18 protein-coding genes and 1 tRNA gene are annotated in these 16,122 nt (G+C 64.1%); 11 read left to right on the forward strand and 8 right to left on the reverse strand.

Annotated features, from left to right (window positions below):
- Window positions 1–43 precede the first annotated feature (43 nt).
- The 4 genes from LRP30_RS00410 to LRP30_RS00425 all read left to right on the forward strand — a co-directional run bounded on the left by LRP30_RS00410 (window position 44) and on the right by LRP30_RS00425 (window position 3,374).
- Window positions 44–532 carry a TerB family tellurite resistance protein gene (locus LRP30_RS00410; protein WP_091882818.1) on the forward strand — a complete coding sequence of 163 codons (489 nt, stop codon included), beginning with the start codon at window positions 44–46 and terminating at the stop codon, window positions 530–532.
- Between the two features lie 222 nt (window positions 533–754).
- On the forward strand, window positions 755–1,534 hold the full coding sequence (locus LRP30_RS00415) for an SDR family oxidoreductase (protein ID WP_128930571.1): 780 nt from the start codon (window positions 755–757) through the stop codon (window positions 1,532–1,534).
- 126 nt (window positions 1,535–1,660) lie between these two features.
- A complete protein-coding gene (locus LRP30_RS00420) occupies window positions 1,661–2,461 on the forward strand; it encodes a glutamine amidotransferase (RefSeq protein ID WP_249758998.1) in 801 nt (266 codons plus the stop codon).
- Window positions 2,462–2,561: 100 nt separating this feature from the next.
- Entirely contained in the window at window positions 2,562–3,374 is an 813-nt protein-coding gene (locus tag LRP30_RS00425; protein ID WP_249758999.1) for an enoyl-CoA hydratase, read from the forward strand.
- A gap of 102 nt (window positions 3,375–3,476) precedes the next feature.
- Here LRP30_RS00425 and LRP30_RS00430 read toward each other — a convergent pair.
- Window positions 3,477–3,552, reverse strand: a tRNA-Ala gene (locus tag LRP30_RS00430).
- 187 nt (window positions 3,553–3,739) lie between these two features.
- Between LRP30_RS00430 and LRP30_RS00435 the strand changes: the two genes are divergently transcribed.
- The 3 genes from LRP30_RS00435 to folD are packed head-to-tail and all read left to right on the forward strand — an operon-like array spanning window position 3,740 to window position 5,273.
- On the forward strand, window positions 3,740–4,030 hold the full coding sequence (locus tag LRP30_RS00435; RefSeq protein ID WP_091882830.1) for a YggT family protein: 291 nt from the start codon (window positions 3,740–3,742) through the stop codon (window positions 4,028–4,030).
- A 15-nt stretch (window positions 4,031–4,045) separates the two neighbouring features.
- Window positions 4,046–4,378: a DUF167 domain-containing protein gene (locus LRP30_RS00440; protein WP_249759000.1), complete on the forward strand. Its 333-nt coding sequence runs from the start codon at window positions 4,046–4,048 to the stop codon at window positions 4,376–4,378.
- A gap of 10 nt (window positions 4,379–4,388) precedes the next feature.
- Window positions 4,389–5,273 carry a bifunctional methylenetetrahydrofolate dehydrogenase/methenyltetrahydrofolate cyclohydrolase FolD gene (gene folD / locus LRP30_RS00445; protein WP_249759001.1) on the forward strand — a complete coding sequence of 295 codons (885 nt, stop codon included), beginning with the start codon at window positions 4,389–4,391 and terminating at the stop codon, window positions 5,271–5,273.
- Window positions 5,274–5,456: 183 nt separating this feature from the next.
- Here folD and ppa read toward each other — a convergent pair whose 3' ends face one another.
- Both ppa and LRP30_RS00455 read right to left on the reverse strand, forming a co-directional pair.
- A complete protein-coding gene (gene ppa, locus LRP30_RS00450; RefSeq protein ID WP_249759002.1) occupies window positions 5,457–5,990 on the reverse strand; it encodes an inorganic diphosphatase in 534 nt (177 codons plus the stop codon).
- Window positions 5,991–6,169: 179 nt separating this feature from the next.
- On the reverse strand, window positions 6,170–6,679 hold the full coding sequence (locus LRP30_RS00455; RefSeq protein ID WP_249759003.1) for a GNAT family N-acetyltransferase: 510 nt from the start codon (window positions 6,677–6,679) through the stop codon (window positions 6,170–6,172).
- A 268-nt stretch (window positions 6,680–6,947) separates the two neighbouring features.
- Here LRP30_RS00455 and LRP30_RS00460 point away from each other — a divergent pair, with 268 nt between their 5' ends.
- From LRP30_RS00460 to LRP30_RS00475, 4 genes are read left to right on the forward strand one after another with little or no spacing between them, the layout of a single operon-like run.
- A complete protein-coding gene (locus LRP30_RS00460) occupies window positions 6,948–7,856 on the forward strand; it encodes an alpha/beta fold hydrolase (RefSeq protein WP_249759004.1) in 909 nt (302 codons plus the stop codon).
- Window positions 7,853–8,320, forward strand: a complete 468-nt coding sequence (locus tag LRP30_RS00465; RefSeq protein ID WP_249759005.1) for a DUF2269 domain-containing protein — start codon at window positions 7,853–7,855, stop codon at window positions 8,318–8,320. The genes LRP30_RS00460 and LRP30_RS00465 overlap by 4 nt, the downstream gene beginning before the upstream one ends.
- Before the next feature lie 8 nt (window positions 8,321–8,328).
- Complete coding sequence (locus tag LRP30_RS00470; protein ID WP_249759006.1) at window positions 8,329–9,648, forward strand: SDR family oxidoreductase; 1,320 nt, start codon at window positions 8,329–8,331, stop codon at window positions 9,646–9,648.
- The gene (locus LRP30_RS00475) at window positions 9,648–10,055 is read left to right on the forward strand and encodes a thiol-disulfide oxidoreductase DCC family protein (protein ID WP_249759007.1); all 408 of its coding nucleotides are present in this window, start codon (window positions 9,648–9,650) and stop codon (window positions 10,053–10,055) included. The genes LRP30_RS00470 and LRP30_RS00475 overlap by 1 nt, the downstream gene beginning before the upstream one ends.
- A 92-nt stretch (window positions 10,056–10,147) precedes the next feature.
- On the opposite strand, the gene LRP30_RS00480 is transcribed toward LRP30_RS00475, so the two are convergent.
- From LRP30_RS00480 to LRP30_RS00500, 5 genes are all read right to left on the reverse strand, one after another.
- Entirely contained in the window at window positions 10,148–11,395 is a 1,248-nt protein-coding gene (locus LRP30_RS00480; RefSeq protein WP_249759008.1) for an NAD(P)/FAD-dependent oxidoreductase, read from the reverse strand.
- A 231-nt stretch (window positions 11,396–11,626) separates the two neighbouring features.
- Entirely contained in the window at window positions 11,627–13,453 is a 1,827-nt protein-coding gene (gene typA / locus LRP30_RS00485; RefSeq protein WP_128930582.1) for a translational GTPase TypA, read from the reverse strand.
- 237 nt (window positions 13,454–13,690) lie between these two features.
- Window positions 13,691–13,975, reverse strand: coding sequence for a hypothetical protein (locus LRP30_RS00490; RefSeq protein WP_249759009.1), 285 nt, complete (start codon window positions 13,973–13,975; stop codon window positions 13,691–13,693).
- Window positions 13,972–15,417 (reverse strand): radical SAM protein, encoded by a 1,446-nt coding sequence (locus LRP30_RS00495; protein ID WP_249759010.1) that lies wholly within the window; start codon window positions 15,415–15,417, stop codon window positions 13,972–13,974. The genes LRP30_RS00490 and LRP30_RS00495 overlap by 4 nt, the downstream gene beginning before the upstream one ends.
- Window positions 15,398–16,114 (reverse strand): prolipoprotein diacylglyceryl transferase family protein, encoded by a 717-nt coding sequence (locus LRP30_RS00500; protein ID WP_128944621.1) that lies wholly within the window; start codon window positions 16,112–16,114, stop codon window positions 15,398–15,400. Before LRP30_RS00500 ends, LRP30_RS00495 begins: the two co-directional genes overlap by 20 nt.
- Between the last annotated feature and the right edge of the window lie 8 nt (window positions 16,115–16,122).

Here is a 16,122-nt window from a genome sequence, read left to right on the forward strand (position 1 = left end):
ACGGCCGCACCCCTCGCGGCGTCATCGATCTCGGTAGGACTTTATGCTCGACGGCCTGCGCCAATTCATTGCCGACATTGTTGCTCCCCATGATCAGGACCGCGCATTTGGCGACAGCGACTATCGGCTGGCGGCCACGGCGCTGCTGATTCACGTGGTCTCGCTGGACGGACAGCCGAGCGCGGCCGAGCAGCGCAAGCTGCACAGCCTGATCGAGAGCCATTTTGGGCTCGATCGCGGCACCGCGGATCGGTTGATCGCCGACGCCACCCAGGTCGAGGGCGAGGCGGTCGATCTCTATCATTTCACCAGCGTCATCATGCGCTCGCTCGACGAAGAGGGTCGCAAACGCATCGTGCAGATGATGTGGGAGTTGGTCTATGCCGACGGTCAGGTCAGCGAATTCGAGGACAACGTCGTCTGGCGCGCCTCCGACCTGCTCGGGATTTCGCAGCGTGACCGGATCGACCTGAAGCACGCGGTCGCGGACCGTGTCGGCGGCCAAGTCAAGGACAGCGCTGTCGGCGGCTGACGGCTCTAAGACACGACTGATCGCGGCCTGCCCGGACACATGACGAAACTTTAATTTATCCGCCGGCTGCGCTGAATCCGCCTGCAAATCAACGGTTTTTCAGTGCGGCCTGTCGTTCTGCTCAAGCGGCCATGCTGGCGGCGCGGCTTGCATGTCGCGCGCGGCCTGTGCTCTCGTTCCGCCATTGCGGGGCGAAAAACTTGAATTCAAGAGTCTTCGATCGTGACTGAGCGGGTGACGCTGATCACTGGTGCCTCGGCGGGCATCGGCACGGAGCTGGCGCGTGTGTTTGCTGCCAACGGGCATCGCCTCGCGTTGACGGCGCGCCGGACGGATCGGCTGGAGGCGCTCGCGAACGAGCTCGCCGCCAACGGCGGCAAGAAGCCGATCGTGATCGCCTGCGATCTCGAGCAAGCGGATGCCGGCAAGACCATCGCGGCAGCACTTGCCGCCGAAGGCGTCGAGCTCGATCATCTCATCAACAATGCGGGCTTCGGCGTGTTCGGCGATGCGATTGAGCGCGATCGCGTCGAGCAGCTCGGCATCGTCGATGTCAACATCAGGGCCCTGACGGATCTGTCGCTGCGCTTTGCCGATCAGCTCATCAAGAACAAGGGCGGACTTCTCAATGTCGGATCGGTCGCCGGCTTCCTGCCTGGCCCCGGCATGGCCGTCTACTACGCCTCCAAGGCCTATGTGATTTCGTTCACCGAAGCCTTGCGGGCGGAGCTCGCGCCGCGCGGCGTTCGCGTCACCGTGCTTTGCCCGGGTCCGGTGCCCACCGAATTCCAGGCGCGCGCCGGCGTCGGCTCCCAACATGATACCGCCGTTCTCAACGTCTCCGCCGCCGAAGTTGCACGCGATGCATATCGTGGCCTGATGGCCAACAAACGGGCAGTGCTGCCCGGTCTGGGCATCAAGATTGTGCCGTTGGCGCTGCGTTTCTTCCCGCGCGGCTTCATCCTGGCCGCTACCAGCCGGTTTCAGAGGCGCAGGCACTAGAGAAAACTTTGAAGCACCCGTAGTGGCCCGGAGCTTGCTTCAATCGGTATGTGTGCGCGAACTCACACGATGTTAACCATCGCTTAGCTATGCTGGCGGTCTGAACCGATAGCACTCGCAGAGGCCATGTCGTTCCGGACGGACAGATTTGGTGGCGCGGAAGTGGTGCCCTTTCCCAGAAGGACGCCGGGCGCGGCCGCCTCCGCTTCCGAAGCCAGGTTACCGGTTCTGATCGTCCTGCACCAGGAATCCTCGACGCCCGGCCGGGTCGGCAATGCGCTGCGCGCGCTCGGCCATCGCCTCGACATTCGCCGTCCCCGCTTCGGCGATCCCCTGCCCGAGACGCTCGATCAGCATGCCGGCGCCGTGTTCTTCGGCGGCCCGATGAGCGCCAATGATTCCGACGACTACATCCGCCGCGAGATCGACTGGATCGAAATTCCGCTCCGTGAGCAGCGTCCGTTCCTTGGCATCTGCCTCGGCGCGCAGATGCTCGCGATGCAGCTAGGGGCCCGCGTCGCGCCGCATGCGGATGCGCTGACCCAGATCGGCTATTACCCGATCAGGCCGACCGCTGCGGGCCACGCGCTCTGCCCGGATTGGCCTGCGCAGGTCTATCATTGGCATCGCGAGGGATTTGAGCTGCCGGTTGGTGCCGAGCAGCTCGCGGAAGGTGATGATTTTCCGGTGCAGGCGTTCCGTGCCGGCAACGCCTTCGGTGTGCAGTTTCATCCAGACGTGACCTACGCCATGATGCATTGCTGGACCACGCGCGGCTATGACGGCTTCAGCGCGCCCGGAGCGCGGCAGCGGCATCACCATTTCGCGGATCGTGCCGTCTACGACCTCGCGGAGCGCGCCTGGCTCGATCACTTCATCAATGGCTGGCTGGCGCGCCGGCCGGTGCTGGCGCAAGCCGCCGAGTGAATCGCGCCTCCGCGCAAGCCCTTGCCTCATCCCTTTATATGCTAGGCTCGTTCGCAACGCGCGCACGCGAGATTGCGCCGGCAAGCAAAGGGAGAGCGTCATGCCCTATGAACACATTCTCTATGAGGTGAGCGACAGGATCGCGACCATCACGCTCAATCGCCCGGACCGCATGAATGCGTGGACGCCGACGATGGAGCGCGACGTGCGTCACGCGATGGAAGCCTCAAGCGCCGACGACAATGTCCGCGTCATCGTGCTCACCGGCGCGGGCCGCGCCTTCTGCGCCGGTGCCGACATGGATGCGCTCAAAGGGCTCGATCCTAACGACGTCGGGCGCGCCTCGAATCTGCCGCCGTTCGACATGAACCGCCGCCCGGACTGGCAGACGCGCTACGGCTTCTATCCGTCGATCGCAAAGCCCGTCATCGCCATGCTCAACGGCGCGACCGCCGGAATCGGCCTGGTCCACGCGCTCTATTGCGACCTGCGCTTTGCCGCCGACAATACGGTGTTCACGACCGCCTTCGCGCGGCGCGGCCTCATCGCCGAGCACGGCATCAGCTGGATGTTGCCGCGCATCGTCGGCCATGCCCATGCGCTGGATCTGTTGCTCTCGGCGAGGCGCGTGTCGAGCGACGAAGCGCTGCGGATCGGGCTGGTGAACCGGCTCTGCTCGCCGGAAAAACTCCGCGAGGAGACCTATGCTTACGCGCGCGATCTCGCCGATTTCGTCTCACCGAGCGCGATGGCCGTAATCAAGCGGCAGCTTTACGAGGTGCCGTTCCAGACCCTGGCGGAAGCGACGATCGAGGCCAACCGCGAGATGATGGTGGCGCTGAACGGCAGCGATTTCCGGGAGGGCGTGGCGAGTTTTATGGAGAAGCGGCCGCCGAGGTTTACGGGGAGGTAGGGGACTTTGGAAAGAGGTCCGCCGTCGCCCTTCGGGCTATGGCGGGACAGCCTTCGCTACGCGAGGGCTTGCCGAGCCGAAGCAGGCGCAGCCTGCGAAGGCTGGTGGAGCCAGGCGGGATCGAACCGCCGACCTCGTCATTGCGAACGACGCGCTCTCCCAGCTGAGCTATGGCCCCTTTGCAGGCCGCTCTGGTGAACGCGGCCGACAACCGGGCGCCATTTAAGTCCCCGCCAAGGTCAAGTCAAGGACAGGTGTAGCCCCGTTTTGGCCATCCGGGCGCCGACTTCCCTTGTTTGGGTCGGAGGGAACCGATATCTAGCAACAGCCGTCAATCCCGACCGAAGCCAGAGTTTTCAAAAGCCATGCGTGCCGTTCTCGACATCGTCATCATCGTGCTCGATCTGTACGTCTGGCTGCTGATCGCCGCCGCGATCCTGTCCTGGCTGATCGCCTTCAACGTGGTGAATACCCGCAACCAGTTCGTCTCGGCGGTGGCGGAGTTCCTGTACCGGATCACCGAGCCCCTGCTGGCACCGATTCGCAATTTCCTGCCCAGTCTCGGCGGCCTCGACATCTCGCCGATTATCCTGATTCTGCTGATCATGTTCATCGAGCGGGTGATCCTGTATTACATCTACCCGAACGTGATCTAAGCGGGCTGGAGCGCCTTGGTTGCCAAAGATCCCTGGCGCATCTCTGCCGCAGGCGTCAGCATCGCGCTGCGGGTGACGCCGCGCGGCGGCCGCGACGACATCGACGGGATCGAGCAGCTCTCCGACGGCCGCAGCGTGCTCAAGGTGCGGGTACGCGCGATTGCCGATGGTGGCGAGGCCAACAAGGCTGTCTTGGTCCTGCTGGCGAAATCGCTTGGCGTGCCCAAGGCCAGCGTAAAATTGCTATCGGGAGCTACTTCGCGGCTGAAGCAGATCGCGGTCGACGGCGATCCGGCGCGGCTCGGAGAAGCCCTGCGCCAGCTCGTGTCGGCTAAATCGAAGGACTGAAGGAACTGACATGACCGCCAAAATCATCGATGGAAAAGTCATTGCCGCGGAGCTTCGCGGCCGCGTCGCCGAGGAGGTCGCCCGCGTCAAACGCGAGCATAACCTGGTCCCCGGTCTCGCGGTGGTGCTGGTCGGCAACGACCCTGCCAGCGAGGTCTATGTCCGCTCCAAGCACACCCAGACGCAAGGCGCCGGCATGGCCTCGTTCGAGCACAAGCTGCCGGCCGACGTCTCGCAAGCAGAACTCCTGGCTCTCGTCGCAAAGCTCAACCGCGATCCGGCCGTGCACGGCATTCTGGTGCAACTGCCGCTGCCGAAGGGGCTGAACACCGAGGCCGTCATCAACGCCATCGATCCCGCCAAGGATGTCGATGGCCTGCATCCGAGCAATGCCGGCCGGCTCGCCGGTGGTTTTGAGGCGCTGTCGCCCTGCACGCCGCTCGGCTGCATCATCCTGACCAAAAGCGTGCACGCTTCGCTCGAAGGCATGAACGCCATCGTCATCGGCCGCTCCAACCTGGTCGGCCGTCCGCTGGTGCAATTGCTGCTGAACGAGAACGCCACGGTCACGATCGCGCATTCGCGCTCGCGCGACCTGCCCGGCCTCGTGAAGCGCGCCGACCTCGTTTACGCCGCGGTCGGCAAGCCGGAGATGGTGCGCGGCGACTGGCTGAAGCCGGGCGCGACCGTGATCGACGTCGGCATCAACCGCATCCCCAAAGCAGACGGCAAGACGCGCCTCGTCGGCGACGTCGCCTATCAGGAGGCGCTTGGGGTTGCCGGTGCGGTCACGCCGGTGCCGGGCGGCGTCGGCCAGATGACGGTCGCCTGCCTGCTGGTGAACACGCTGCGCGCCGCCTGCGCGATCGCAGGGCTGCCGAAGCCGGCGGTGTAGCTTTTCTTCACCTCTCCCCGTTTGCGGGGAGAGGTCGGAATTCGCGCGAAGCGCGGATTCCGGGTGAGCGGGACTTTCCGCGAGTCCAACTCTGCCGTCTTTGTGGAGGTAGCTCCTCACCCCAACCCTCTCCCCGTAAGAACGGGGCGAGGGAGCACACCTTTTGTCCGGGATACCGAAGGCTCAGGCCTTTTTCTTCTCGCGATCCATGCCTTCGAGGATCAGCTTGTGCGCTTCCTCCGGGCCGCCCCAGCGCAAAATCTTCACCCACTTGCCCTTCTCGAGATCCTTGTAGTGCTCGAAGAAGTGCTGGATCTGCTGGAGCGTGATATCCGGCAGGTCGGAATAGCTCTTCACCTTGTCGTAGCGCTGCGTCAGCTTTGACGACGGCACCGCCAGAATCTTCTCGTCGCCGCCGGCTTCGTCTTCCATGAACAGCACGCCGACCGGCCGCACGCTCATGACGGCACCGGGAATGATGGCGCGGGTGTTGATGATCAGCACGTCGCAGGGGTCGCCGTCATCCGACAGCGTGTGCGGGATGAAGCCGTAGTTCCCGGGGTAACGCATCGGCGTGTAGAGGAAGCGATCGACGACGAGCGTGCCAGCCTCCTTATCCATCTCGTATTTGATCGGTTCGCCGCCCACGGGGACTTCGATGATGACATTGACGTCGTGGGGTACGTTCTTCCCGATCGAGACCGCATCGATACGCATTCAAGGCTCCGTTTTTGCCGAGGTGAAATCGCGCCCGGCAGCGATTTTGGCGCTGTCATACGCGGGCTTGGCCCGCTGATCCATCGCGTTTTTGTGAAATAATGAATCCGGCGATCACCGGCGCAAAAGGCGGGCGGTATCGACGGATGGAAAACGCTGCCGATTCAGGTTTCAGCAGCTCAATTGGTCCAAGCGAAGGCAACCTTGTCGAGCGACTTCGGCCCGAACCGCTCCGAGGAGCGCGCCACCATCCGGCCGCCCAGGGCACGGTAGAACTCGGTGGCCGGATCGTTGTCCGAGAGCGCCCACACCAGCATGCTCTTCAGGCCGCTCTGCATCAGGTCGCGGCGGGCGGCGGCGAACAGACGGCGGCCGAAACCGAGGCCCTGGAATTCCGGGCGCAGATAGAGCTCGTAGATCTCGCCGTCGAAATGCAGGCTGCGGGCGCGGTTGCGGCCGTAATTGGCGTAGCCCGCGATCTTGTCGCCGAACACGAGCACGCTGACGCGGCTGCCCTTGCGGATTGCACTGTCCCACCACTGTGGACCGCGGCGGTTGATCAGCTTTTCCAGCTCCGCGCCGGGGATGATGCCCTGATAGGCCGAGCGCCAAGCTTCGTCATGGGTCGACGCCACCGCAGTTGCATCTGCGGCTTTGGCCGGCCGGACCTCGATCAGGGTTGTGCTCATGGACGCGATCAAATCAAGTCGCCGCGCCGGCGGCAAGACCTATCGTTAATTATCGGTTAACGTGTGGACTTTCTGCATCAGTATTTCGGCCTTGTTGTCCCGAAAGAGGACAAGCCGGCGTTCTGAATGGCAGTGGCCTGCCATGTGTTGGTGCAAAACTCGTTGCGGCAACGAATGAATGGCAATGGCAGCGCAGAAAGTCTGCCCGGAGTGATTCGTTCCTATTAGTGTGGCCATTGCTGTTCGTGTCCGCCTCCCCTGACAATTCATGCGGCTCCTCGTCACTCCCGCGCTTCTGTCTTTGCTGTCTTTGCTGGCCGTGCTGGCTGCGTCGCCTCTGTGCGCTCAGGTCACGTTTGGCCCATTGGGAGAGGTGGGCGAACCGTTTCGCCGGCAAGAGTGGCGCGTGCCATCGCCGGAGACCGGCATGGCCGCGCATGCGCTGCTGTTTCGCCCCCTCGGTGCCGGCCCGTTCCGGCTCGCGGTCATCGCCCACGCCTCGACGCAGAATGGCTTCCGTCGCGCGCAAATGCCGCGGCCGGAATATCGCGCGCTCACGGCGTATCTCGTCGCGCGCGGCTTTGCCGTGCTGGTGCCGGAACGGCTCGGCCATGGCGCCACCGGTGGCCGCTATGTCGAGGACCAGGGCGGCTGCGACGAGGCGGACTACGCGCGATCGGCCCGCGCAACGGCCGACCAAATCTCGGTCGCGCTGGACTATTTGCGAAAGCAGGAATTTATCCGCAAAGACGCCGCGATCGTGCTCGGCCATTCCGCCGGCGGCTGGGGCGCGCTGGCGCTCGCCAACGCCGATCCGAAGGCGGTCTCCGCCATCATTGCCTTCGCACCGGGGCGCGGCGGCCATGCCAATGATGAGCCGAACAGGATCTGCGCGCCGCACGCGCTGCTTGCGGCCGCAGCCGAATTCGGCAAGGCCGCGCGCATTCCCGTCACATGGCTCGTTGCGGCCAATGACAGTTACTTCGCGCCGGCGTTTTCGCAAAAGCTGGTCGAGACATTTCGCGGCGCTGGCGGCAAAGCCGACTTCCACACCCTGCCGGCCGTCGGCAGCGAGGGTCATTGGATGATCGAAACCGAGGCCGGCGTCAAAGCCGCAAGCGGTGATCTCGCGCGTGTGCTGAACCAGCCCAAGCCAATGGCGACCAAGAAGCCATGACGCTGTATTTCCTGGTCAAATTCCTGCATGTGCTCGGCGCGATCGTCATCCTCGGCACCGGAACCGGCATCGCCTTCTTCATGCTGATGGCGCATCGCACGAACGACGCGGAGTTCATTGCGCGCACTGCCGCTGTGGTCGTGATCGCGGATGCGATCTTCACGCTGTCGGCCGTGATCCTGCAGCCGGTCACGGGTGGCCTGCTGATGATGCTCTCGGCGACGTCGCTCACCGAGCGCTGGCTGCTGGCCTCGCTCGGGCTGTATGCCGTCGCAGGCCTGTTCTGGGTCCCCGTCGTCTTCATGCAGATCGAGATGCGCGACCTCGCGCGCAAGGCGGCCGAACAGTGCAACGCGCTTCCGGAGCGCTATTTCGTTCTGTTCCGCCGCTGGTTCATATTCGGCTTCCCCGGCTTCGGCGCGACGATGCTGATCCTCTGGCTGATGATCGCAAAACCGTTTTGAGGGGCGCAATGAGTAAGCGAACCATCTTGCTGTTCAGCGCCTCCGGCCTGATCGGCCGCTTCGTCACCGACGATCTGCGTGCGCGTGGCTTTCGCGTTGTCGGCGTGGCACGTAGGCTGTCGCCGGCGCAGCAGATGAGCGCGCTGGACATCGAGCTGCCGATCCTCATCCTGGATGCGGCTGCACTGGCGCGAGTGCTCAGCGAGCATGCCGTCGATGTCGTCGTGAACTGCCTCGGCGTGCTCCAGGACGGGCCCGGCAGTGACACAAATGCCGTGCATCGTGATTTCGTCGCGCGCCTGCTTCAGGCAATTGGCGATAGCGGCCGTGCGATCCGTCTGGTGCACATCTCGATCCCCGGGATGGTGGAGGCGGATCGGACCGCCTTCGCAACGACCAAACGCGACGCCGAACGTTTGATCGCGGCGTCCGGCATTCCCCATGCCATCCTGCGGCCGGGCTTCGTGGTTGCGCCGTCAGCCTATGGCGGCAGCGCCATGCTGCGTGCGCTGGCCGCTTTTCCGCTCGACCTGCCGGACAAGGAAATGGCGACGCTCTTCCAGCCCGTCGCGGTCGAGGACATCGCCGCCACCATCGCCTGGCTCGCCGCGCGGGACATCGACGACGCCTCCTTGAAAGCCGTGAGCTGGGACCTGATGCAGGCCGAGCCGATCACGATGGCCGGAGTCATCAAGCAGTTTCGCCACGCGTTCGGCACGGCCACCTGGCGGCGTCTCGTGATGCCGGCCTTCCTGCTCGATCTCGGCGCCAAAATCGGCGATTTTGCCAATCATCTTGGCTGGATGCCACCGCTGCGTTCCACGGCCATCGCCGAGCTGCGCCATGGCGTGACCGGCGATCCCTCGGCGTGGATCGCAGCCACGGGCATCGCGCCGAAGACATTGGCTGAGACGATCGGTCGCCATCCGGCAAGTATCCAGGACAAATGGTTCGCGCGGCTGTTCCTGGCCAAGGCGCTGATCTTCGCAAGCCTGGTCGCATTCTGGCTCGTCTCGGGCTTCATCGCACTGTTTGTGTCCTATCGTGCCGCCGCCGGCATCCTGACCGCGCATAACTTCTCGCCTGCGCTGGTCGATCCCATCACCATCGGCACCAGCCTGATGGATATGAGCATCGGCGTGCTGATCGCCTTCCGCCGCACCGCGGCGATCGGGCTCGTTGCAGGCATCGTCGCCTCGCTGGGCTACATGGTGGGTGCAGCCATCCTCACGCCCGATCTTTGGATAGAGCCGCTCGGCGCACTGGTGAAGACCGGGCCGGCGATCGTGCTGATGCTTGTGGCTCTCTTGACGCTGGATAATCGCTGATGAGCAAATGGCCCGACGACAACGTGATCCTGTATGACGGCGTCTGCATCTTCTGCTCGCGCTGGGTTCGCTTCGTGGCGACCCGCGATACGGCGAAGCGGTTTCGCTTCACGCCGATCCAGTCGGACTACGGGACCCGGCTCGCGCGAACGTTTGGTATCGACCCCGATGATCCCGATACCAACGCCCTAGTCCATGGCGGCGAGGTGTTCATGAAGTCGGACGCCGCGCTGACCGTGTTGTCGTTGCTCCCCGGCTGGGGCTGGGTGCGCGCGTTGTTCGCCGTGCCGAGACTCTTAAGAGACCCCGTCTACAGCCTCGTCGCACGCAACCGCTATCGCATCTTCGGCAAGTATGACACCTGCTTCGTGCCCGATGCCGATTTGCGGACGCGGGTGATCGAGTGACGCGTCATTGCGAGCGTAGCGAAGCAATCCAGGATTTTGCCGCGGCGGCAGTCTGGATTGCTTCGCTGCGCTCGCAATGACGGAGGTCGTAGCTAGGGCTTGCGAAGGGCCGCGAGCGCCTCGTTAGCCGCACGTTCCCCGCTGTCCCGCGCCCCATGCGCCGTCGTGAAGAAATTCGGCGACGTCGCTTCTCCCGCGAAGAACAGTCGCCCTTCCACCGGCGCAGCCAGCACAGCACGATCCCCGGCGTGCCCCGGCAGCGCATGCGAATAGGCGCCTCTGGCGAAGGGATCGCGCGCCCAGCGCGATTCATACAGCGGCCTCAGCTTGCGCCTGATGTCGTTGCCGAGAAGGCCCGCGATCTCGTCGATGCTCTGCGCGGCAATGGCGCCTTCGCCCGCGTCTTCCAGCTCGCGCGCAAAGCTGCCGCCGAAAAAGCCTTCAATGCAAGGCTGGCCGAACGGGCGGATGTGGTAGGTGCCCATCTCGGTGCGCATGGTGGCGCCGCGCAGATTACCTTCGGTCGGGAAGGCTTCGGCGCCATCGAGCGCCAGCGTCACCTTGTCGTCGACGCCGAGCGGCAGGCCGGCGGCTGCATCGATCTTGGCCGGCAACGGTGGTGAAAAACGGATCGTCTCGTCGGCGATCAGATTGGTCGGGACGGTGACGATCACCTTGTCCGCGGTCAGCGTGCCCCGCGATGTTTCGAGCCGGATGCGCTGACCGGAATGATCGACCAATGTAACGTTGCAGCTCAGGGCAACCGTGACCGGCGCGCCATAGGCGGCGATCAGCGCGCCATAGCCGCGGCGGACGCGCCAGTTGAGGTCACTGTCCTCATAGGCGTCCCAGTCCAGCGTCGACATGTCCTCCAATTCGCAGCCATTGACGTAGGTCGAGACCGCGTCGATCATCGGATTCCAACGGTTGCCCGGCTCGAGGCTCAGGCTCGCGGGTTCGTCCTTGCTCTTTTGCGCGGCCTGCCAGAGGCGCTCGTAGAACGCCTCCATCGCGCGCATGAAATCGTCGCGCTCGGTTTGCGGAAAGGTGTTGCCGAAGGCGCGCTCGCGCCAGGGCGGCAGGGCGGTGTTGAGCTCGAAACCGAGCTGTTTCGCGATTGGAGCGAACGAGTTCTTATCGGCCGAGTGCAGCCAGCCGCAGCCGACGTCGAAGATGACCTCGGGCGCGGCCTGCACCGTCCAGGCGCGGCCGCCGAGCCGGTTACGCGCCTCCAGCACGATCACGGAGAGGCCGGAGCCCGCCAGTGCGTGCGCGGCGCCGAGGCCGGCGGCACCGGCGCCGATGATCGCGACGTCGACGGAGGAGGAGAGGGAGGTCATGCGCGGGCTCTAGCACGTTCGCCGGGTGTGCTGAAGCCGCCGCAAGCATGGCCGTCATCACCCGCCTTGTTGCGCAATTGCGTACTGGAGCGGGTGATTCAGCATTCTAGAGATAGTTTCGTAGGGTGGGCAAAGGCGCTCTTGCGCCGTGCCCACCATTGTCGACCGCGATTTCAAGTGGTGGGCACGCTTCGCTTTGCCCACCCTACGGCACTGCGGAGACCGGCGGCCTTACGCCACCGCTTCCTTGGCCTTCTCCGCGCGCTTGCGCTCGTTCGGGTCGAGGTGCTTCTTGCGCAGGCGGATCGATTTCGGCGTGACCTCGACGAGCTCGTCGTCCTCGATATAGGCGAGCGCCTTTTCCAGGGTCATGCGGATCGGCGGGGTCAGGCGCACGGCTTCGTCCTTGGATGTCGTGCGGATGTTGGTGAGCTGCTTGCCCTTGAGCACGTTGATCTCGAGATCGTTGTCGCGGGTGTGCTCGCCGACGATCATGCCGCGATAGACCTTCCAGCCCGGCTCGATCATCATCGGGCCGCGGTCTTCCAGCTTGAACATGGCGTAGGCCACGGCATCGCCCTGATCGTTGGAGATCAGGACACCATTGCGGCGGCCCTGGATCTCGCCCTTGTACGGGGCATAGCCGTGGAACAGGCGGTTCATGATCGCGGTACCGCGGGTGTCGGTGAGCAGCTCACCCTGATAGCCGATCAGGCCGCGGGTCGGCGCGTAGAACACCAGGCGCTGGCGGTTGCCGCCGGACGGCTTCATCTCGATCAGCTCGGCCTTGCGCTCGCTCATCTTCTGCACGACGACGCCGGAATGCTCCTCATCGACGTCGATCACGACCTCCTCGATCGGCTCCATGGTGGCGCCGGTGGCTTCGTCCTTCTGGAACACGACGCGCGGGCGCGACACCGAGAGCTCAAAGCCCTCGCGGCGCATGGTCTCGATCAGGATCGCAAGCTGCAATTCGCCGCGGCCCGACACTTCCATGGCGTCCTTGTCGGCGGATTCGACGACGCGCAGCGCGACATTGCCCTCGGCTTCGCGCAAGAGACGGTCGCGGATCATGCGGCTCGTCACCTTGTCGCCTTCGGTGCCGGCGAGCGGAGAGTTGTTGACGATGAAGGACATCGACACGGTCGGCGGATCGATCGGCTGCGCCGGCAGCGGCACTTCCACGGTCGGATCGCAGAAGGTGTCGGCAACGGTGCCCTTGGTCAGACCCGCAATCGCGACGATGTCGCCGGCTTCGGCTTCATCGAGCGGCGTGCGCTCCAGGCCGCGGAACGCCAGGATCTTGGTGATGCGCCCGGATTCGACCAGCTTGCCGTCGGCGTTGAGCACCTTGACCTGCTGGTTCGGCTTCAGCACGCCGGAAGAAATGCGGCCGGTGATGATGCGGCCGAGATAGGGGTTGGCCTCCAGGATGGTGCCGATCATCTTGAACGGACCTTCCTCGACCTTCGGCGGCGCGACGTGGCGCAGTATCAGGTCGAACAGCGGCTCCATGCCCTTGTCCTTCGGACCCTCGGGGCTCTCGGCCATCCAGCCCTGCTTGGCCGAGCCGTAGAGGATCGGGAAGTCGAGCTGCTCCTCGCTGGCATCGAGCGCCGCGAACAGGTCGAACACCTCGTTGATGACCTCGGTCGGGCGCGCGTCGGGACGGTCGACCTTGTTGATGACGACGATCGGCTTCAGGCCGACCTTGAGCGCCTTGGAGACCACGAACTTGGTCTGCGGCAGCGGGCCTTCGGCGGCGTCCACCAGCACCAGCGCGCCGTCCACCATGTTCAGGATGCGTTCGACCTCACCGCCGAAATCGGCGTGGCCGGGGGTGTCGACGATGTTGACGCGGGTGTCCTTCCACTGCACCGAGGCCGCCTTGGCCAGGATGGTGATGCCGCGCTCGCGCTCCAGATCGTTGGAGTCCATGGCGCGTTCGGTCACCTTCTGGTTCTCGCGGAACGTGCCGGACTGCTGCAGGAGGCGGTCGACCAGGGTCGTCTTGCCGTGGTCGACGTGGGCGATGATGGCGACGTTGCGGAGGTTCATGAGTGAGCTTCTTTGCGTTCGAACAATGGGTTAAGCGCGATCTCGCCGGTCGGACCGGGACCTCTTCTCGAAACAACGCTGGAAGACTGGAAACGGGCGCTCGCCGCCCAAAAAGGAAGCCCGGCCATATCAGACCGGGCGCCCTACGCGTTGCGGCGCAATATATGCAAAAAACGCCAAAAAACAATGTGTTCTTTGGCCGTTGGTTGACTGAATTTTGTCCGGGAATCTCCGGGGTTAGGGCTGGGCCCGGGGGTGGGGGGGGGCCTTTCGCCCCCTGATGGCCGCCCAGATCAGGACGACGCCTCCGATGCCGACGACCAGTCCCAGGAAGACCAGCGGCGCGATGTCCGAGTCGATCTTGCCCCCGTCGATCACTGAAGCTCCGCCGAAGAGCAAGGCGCAGAGACCCGGAAGCAGCAGGATCACCCCTGAAATCACCATGAACGCGGTGAGGCAGCCGCTGCGTGGCTCAACGGGCGTCGGGACGGGCGGCAGAACCGGTGGTGGCGTATCGCTCATCGTGATGCCTCCTCGCCCTGCCTTGCCTCGCGATAAGTCTGCCCTTCGAGCCCGGCGCGGATACGACCGATTGCGCCGTTGCGGTAGAACAGATTGTAGGTGTCGAACGGAATGATCGCCCCCTGCTCCGTCACGAAATGGATGCAGCTGCGCTTGACGTTGCCGACGCAGAAATTGAAGCGATCGAGAAACTGCACGATGGTGACGCGGAAGACGTTCTCGTAGGTGAGGCCTTGCGGCACCTCGAAGCTCGGCAGGCAGCACAAGAGTTCGCAGACCCGCTCGCTGGTGTTCAGCGGCCCCGAGGACAGCGAGAACAGATCGACGAATTTCTCCCGCAGCACCGGATATTTCTCCGGGCTGATCGTGTTCGGCATCACGGCGACGAGCTGCTCCTGCTGTAACAGCGAGGTCAGCGGCAGCACCTTCTCGCCGTTGCGCAGGCCATAGCCGATCGAGATGCTCTCAGGGTTGCAGGGCAGTGGGATCATGTCCTTGTCGCCGAACACGCCGGTCGCAATCACGCGCTTGCGGATATCCGACAGCATGATGCGATCGGTATTCTTGTCGAAATCCTCATTGCGGCCAGCGTCCTGCACCGGTTGCAGCGTGACGCCGCGCACGCATGTCCAGGTGAGCGCGTGACGAACGATGTCGCCGATCTCGGCATCGTTGACGCTACGCTTGATGGTCGCGACCAGCGTGGTCGAGATGCCGTAATGCTCGAGATTCTCCAGCGCCTGTTGGCGGATTTTTCGCAGGTCCGCGCCGCGCAGATTGATCAGCGCATCGCGCTGCAGTGAATCGAACTGGAGATAGACCTCCAGCCCGCGCTTGCTCTCGGCGAGCCGCGCCACGAAATCCTTCTCGCGGGCGATGCGCAGGCCGTTGGTGTTGATCATGACGTGGCGGATCGGGCGGGCGCGGACGGCCTCCAGGATCTCGAAGAAATCCGGGTGCAGCGTCGGCTCGCCGCCGGAGATCTGCACCAGGTCGGGTTCGCCTTCGCTGGCGACCAGCGCGTCCAGCATCCTCTCGACCTTTGCGAGCGGCGTGAATTTCGTCCGCGCGGGCGAGGAGTCGGCGAAGCAGACCGGGCAGGTGAGATTGCAGTGCTCTGTGATCTCGATCAGCGCCAGGCAGGAATGCTGCTCGTGGTCGGCGCACAGGCCGCAATCATAGGGGCAGCCGAATTCCGTGCGCTGCTGGAATTGCAGCGGCCGATCGCCGGGCTTGATGAAATCCTTGCACAGACGCCAATAGGCAGCGTCCGTCGACACCAGCGTCGATTGGACGCCATGTTGCTTGCAGCGTTTTTCGTACCAGACCTCGTTGCCGAGAATCTGGATCTTGGTCGGCACCAGCTCCAGGCAGGTCTCGCAGAGAGACTGGGTCTGGCCCCAGAAGATATAGGGACGCGACTTACGCAACGGCGCGTTCATGCAGGGATCTCGCTTTGGGCGCCGTCGCCAGCATGAAGGCGGCGTAGAGCAGGATGGACAGCGACAGCAGGTGAAACAGCGTGAAGGGGCCGATCAGCGTGCCATAGGGCTTGAGGAATTCCCACAGGAAGCGCTGTGCTCCATAATAGACGAGGACAAGATAGAAACCATTGGTGACCACAAACCCGTTTCGGTTCAAGACCGCCAGCGCATAGAGAAGCGCGAACACGCCCATGGCGGCGCTCTCGTAGAGCTGCACCGGATGGCGAAGGATGCCATCGCCGAAATCATGCCCGAAGGGCAGCCCCGTCGGCGTGCCGTAAGTGAAATCGTCGAGGCCTGCGAAGTAGCAGCCGAGCCGCCCGACCGCGATCCCGAGCGCCAGCGGCAAGGCAAAACGGGCGCCGGTTCGTACAGCGATGCCCGCGGACCATTTGTAGAGCTCGATCGCCACGATGCCGCCGGCGAGCGCACCCTCGACCGAGCGCGCAATGCCGCTCTGGCCCGACAGCCACAGATTGACCGACCCGAACAAATAAGCACCGAGGCCCGCACCGAACACCAGGGCGGCGACATAGGGCAGCGCGAAAGATTGCGCGGGAAATTCCAGGCGTCGTCGCGACAGCCAGTAGACGGCAGCTGCCGCCGCCAGCCACGCCGCGATGTCAAAGACGGTGTGAAGGAAAGCCCCGCTCATGCAGGGGA

It is taken from the genome of Bradyrhizobium sp. C-145 (assembly GCF_023375135.1).
GTDB lineage: Bacteria > Pseudomonadota > Alphaproteobacteria > Rhizobiales > Xanthobacteraceae > Bradyrhizobium > Bradyrhizobium zhanjiangense.

What these genes read in the sequence shown, in the direction of transcription:
- LRP30_RS00425 (WP_249758999.1), top strand. Translation starts at nt 2,562, where the DNA reads ATGCCCTATGAACACATTCTCTATGAGGTGAGCGACAGGATCGCGACC.
- LRP30_RS00480 (WP_249759008.1), bottom strand. Translation starts at nt 11,395, where the DNA reads ATGACCTCCCTCTCCTCCTCCGTCGACGTCGCGATCATCGGCGCCGGT.
- ppa (WP_249759002.1), bottom strand. Translation starts at nt 5,990, where the DNA reads ATGCGTATCGATGCGGTCTCGATCGGGAAGAACGTACCCCACGACGTC.
- LRP30_RS00475 (WP_249759007.1), top strand. Translation starts at nt 9,648, where the DNA reads ATGAGCAAATGGCCCGACGACAACGTGATCCTGTATGACGGCGTCTGC.
- LRP30_RS00465 (WP_249759005.1), top strand. Translation starts at nt 7,853, where the DNA reads ATGACGCTGTATTTCCTGGTCAAATTCCTGCATGTGCTCGGCGCGATC.
- LRP30_RS00495 (WP_249759010.1), bottom strand. Translation starts at nt 15,417, where the DNA reads ATGAACGCGCCGTTGCGTAAGTCGCGTCCCTATATCTTCTGGGGCCAG.
- LRP30_RS00420 (WP_249758998.1), top strand. Translation starts at nt 1,661, where the DNA reads ATGTCGTTCCGGACGGACAGATTTGGTGGCGCGGAAGTGGTGCCCTTT.
- LRP30_RS00410 (WP_091882818.1), top strand. Translation starts at nt 44, where the DNA reads ATGCTCGACGGCCTGCGCCAATTCATTGCCGACATTGTTGCTCCCCAT.
- LRP30_RS00435 (WP_091882830.1), top strand. Translation starts at nt 3,740, where the DNA reads ATGCGTGCCGTTCTCGACATCGTCATCATCGTGCTCGATCTGTACGTC.
- folD (WP_249759001.1), top strand. Translation starts at nt 4,389, where the DNA reads ATGACCGCCAAAATCATCGATGGAAAAGTCATTGCCGCGGAGCTTCGC.
- LRP30_RS00455 (WP_249759003.1), bottom strand. Translation starts at nt 6,679, where the DNA reads ATGAGCACAACCCTGATCGAGGTCCGGCCGGCCAAAGCCGCAGATGCA.
- LRP30_RS00500 (WP_128944621.1), bottom strand. Translation starts at nt 16,114, where the DNA reads ATGAGCGGGGCTTTCCTTCACACCGTCTTTGACATCGCGGCGTGGCTG.
- LRP30_RS00490 (WP_249759009.1), bottom strand. Translation starts at nt 13,975, where the DNA reads ATGAGCGATACGCCACCACCGGTTCTGCCGCCCGTCCCGACGCCCGTT.
- LRP30_RS00470 (WP_249759006.1), top strand. Translation starts at nt 8,329, where the DNA reads ATGAGTAAGCGAACCATCTTGCTGTTCAGCGCCTCCGGCCTGATCGGC.
- typA (WP_128930582.1), bottom strand. Translation starts at nt 13,453, where the DNA reads ATGAACCTCCGCAACGTCGCCATCATCGCCCACGTCGACCACGGCAAG.
- LRP30_RS00460 (WP_249759004.1), top strand. Translation starts at nt 6,948, where the DNA reads ATGCGGCTCCTCGTCACTCCCGCGCTTCTGTCTTTGCTGTCTTTGCTG.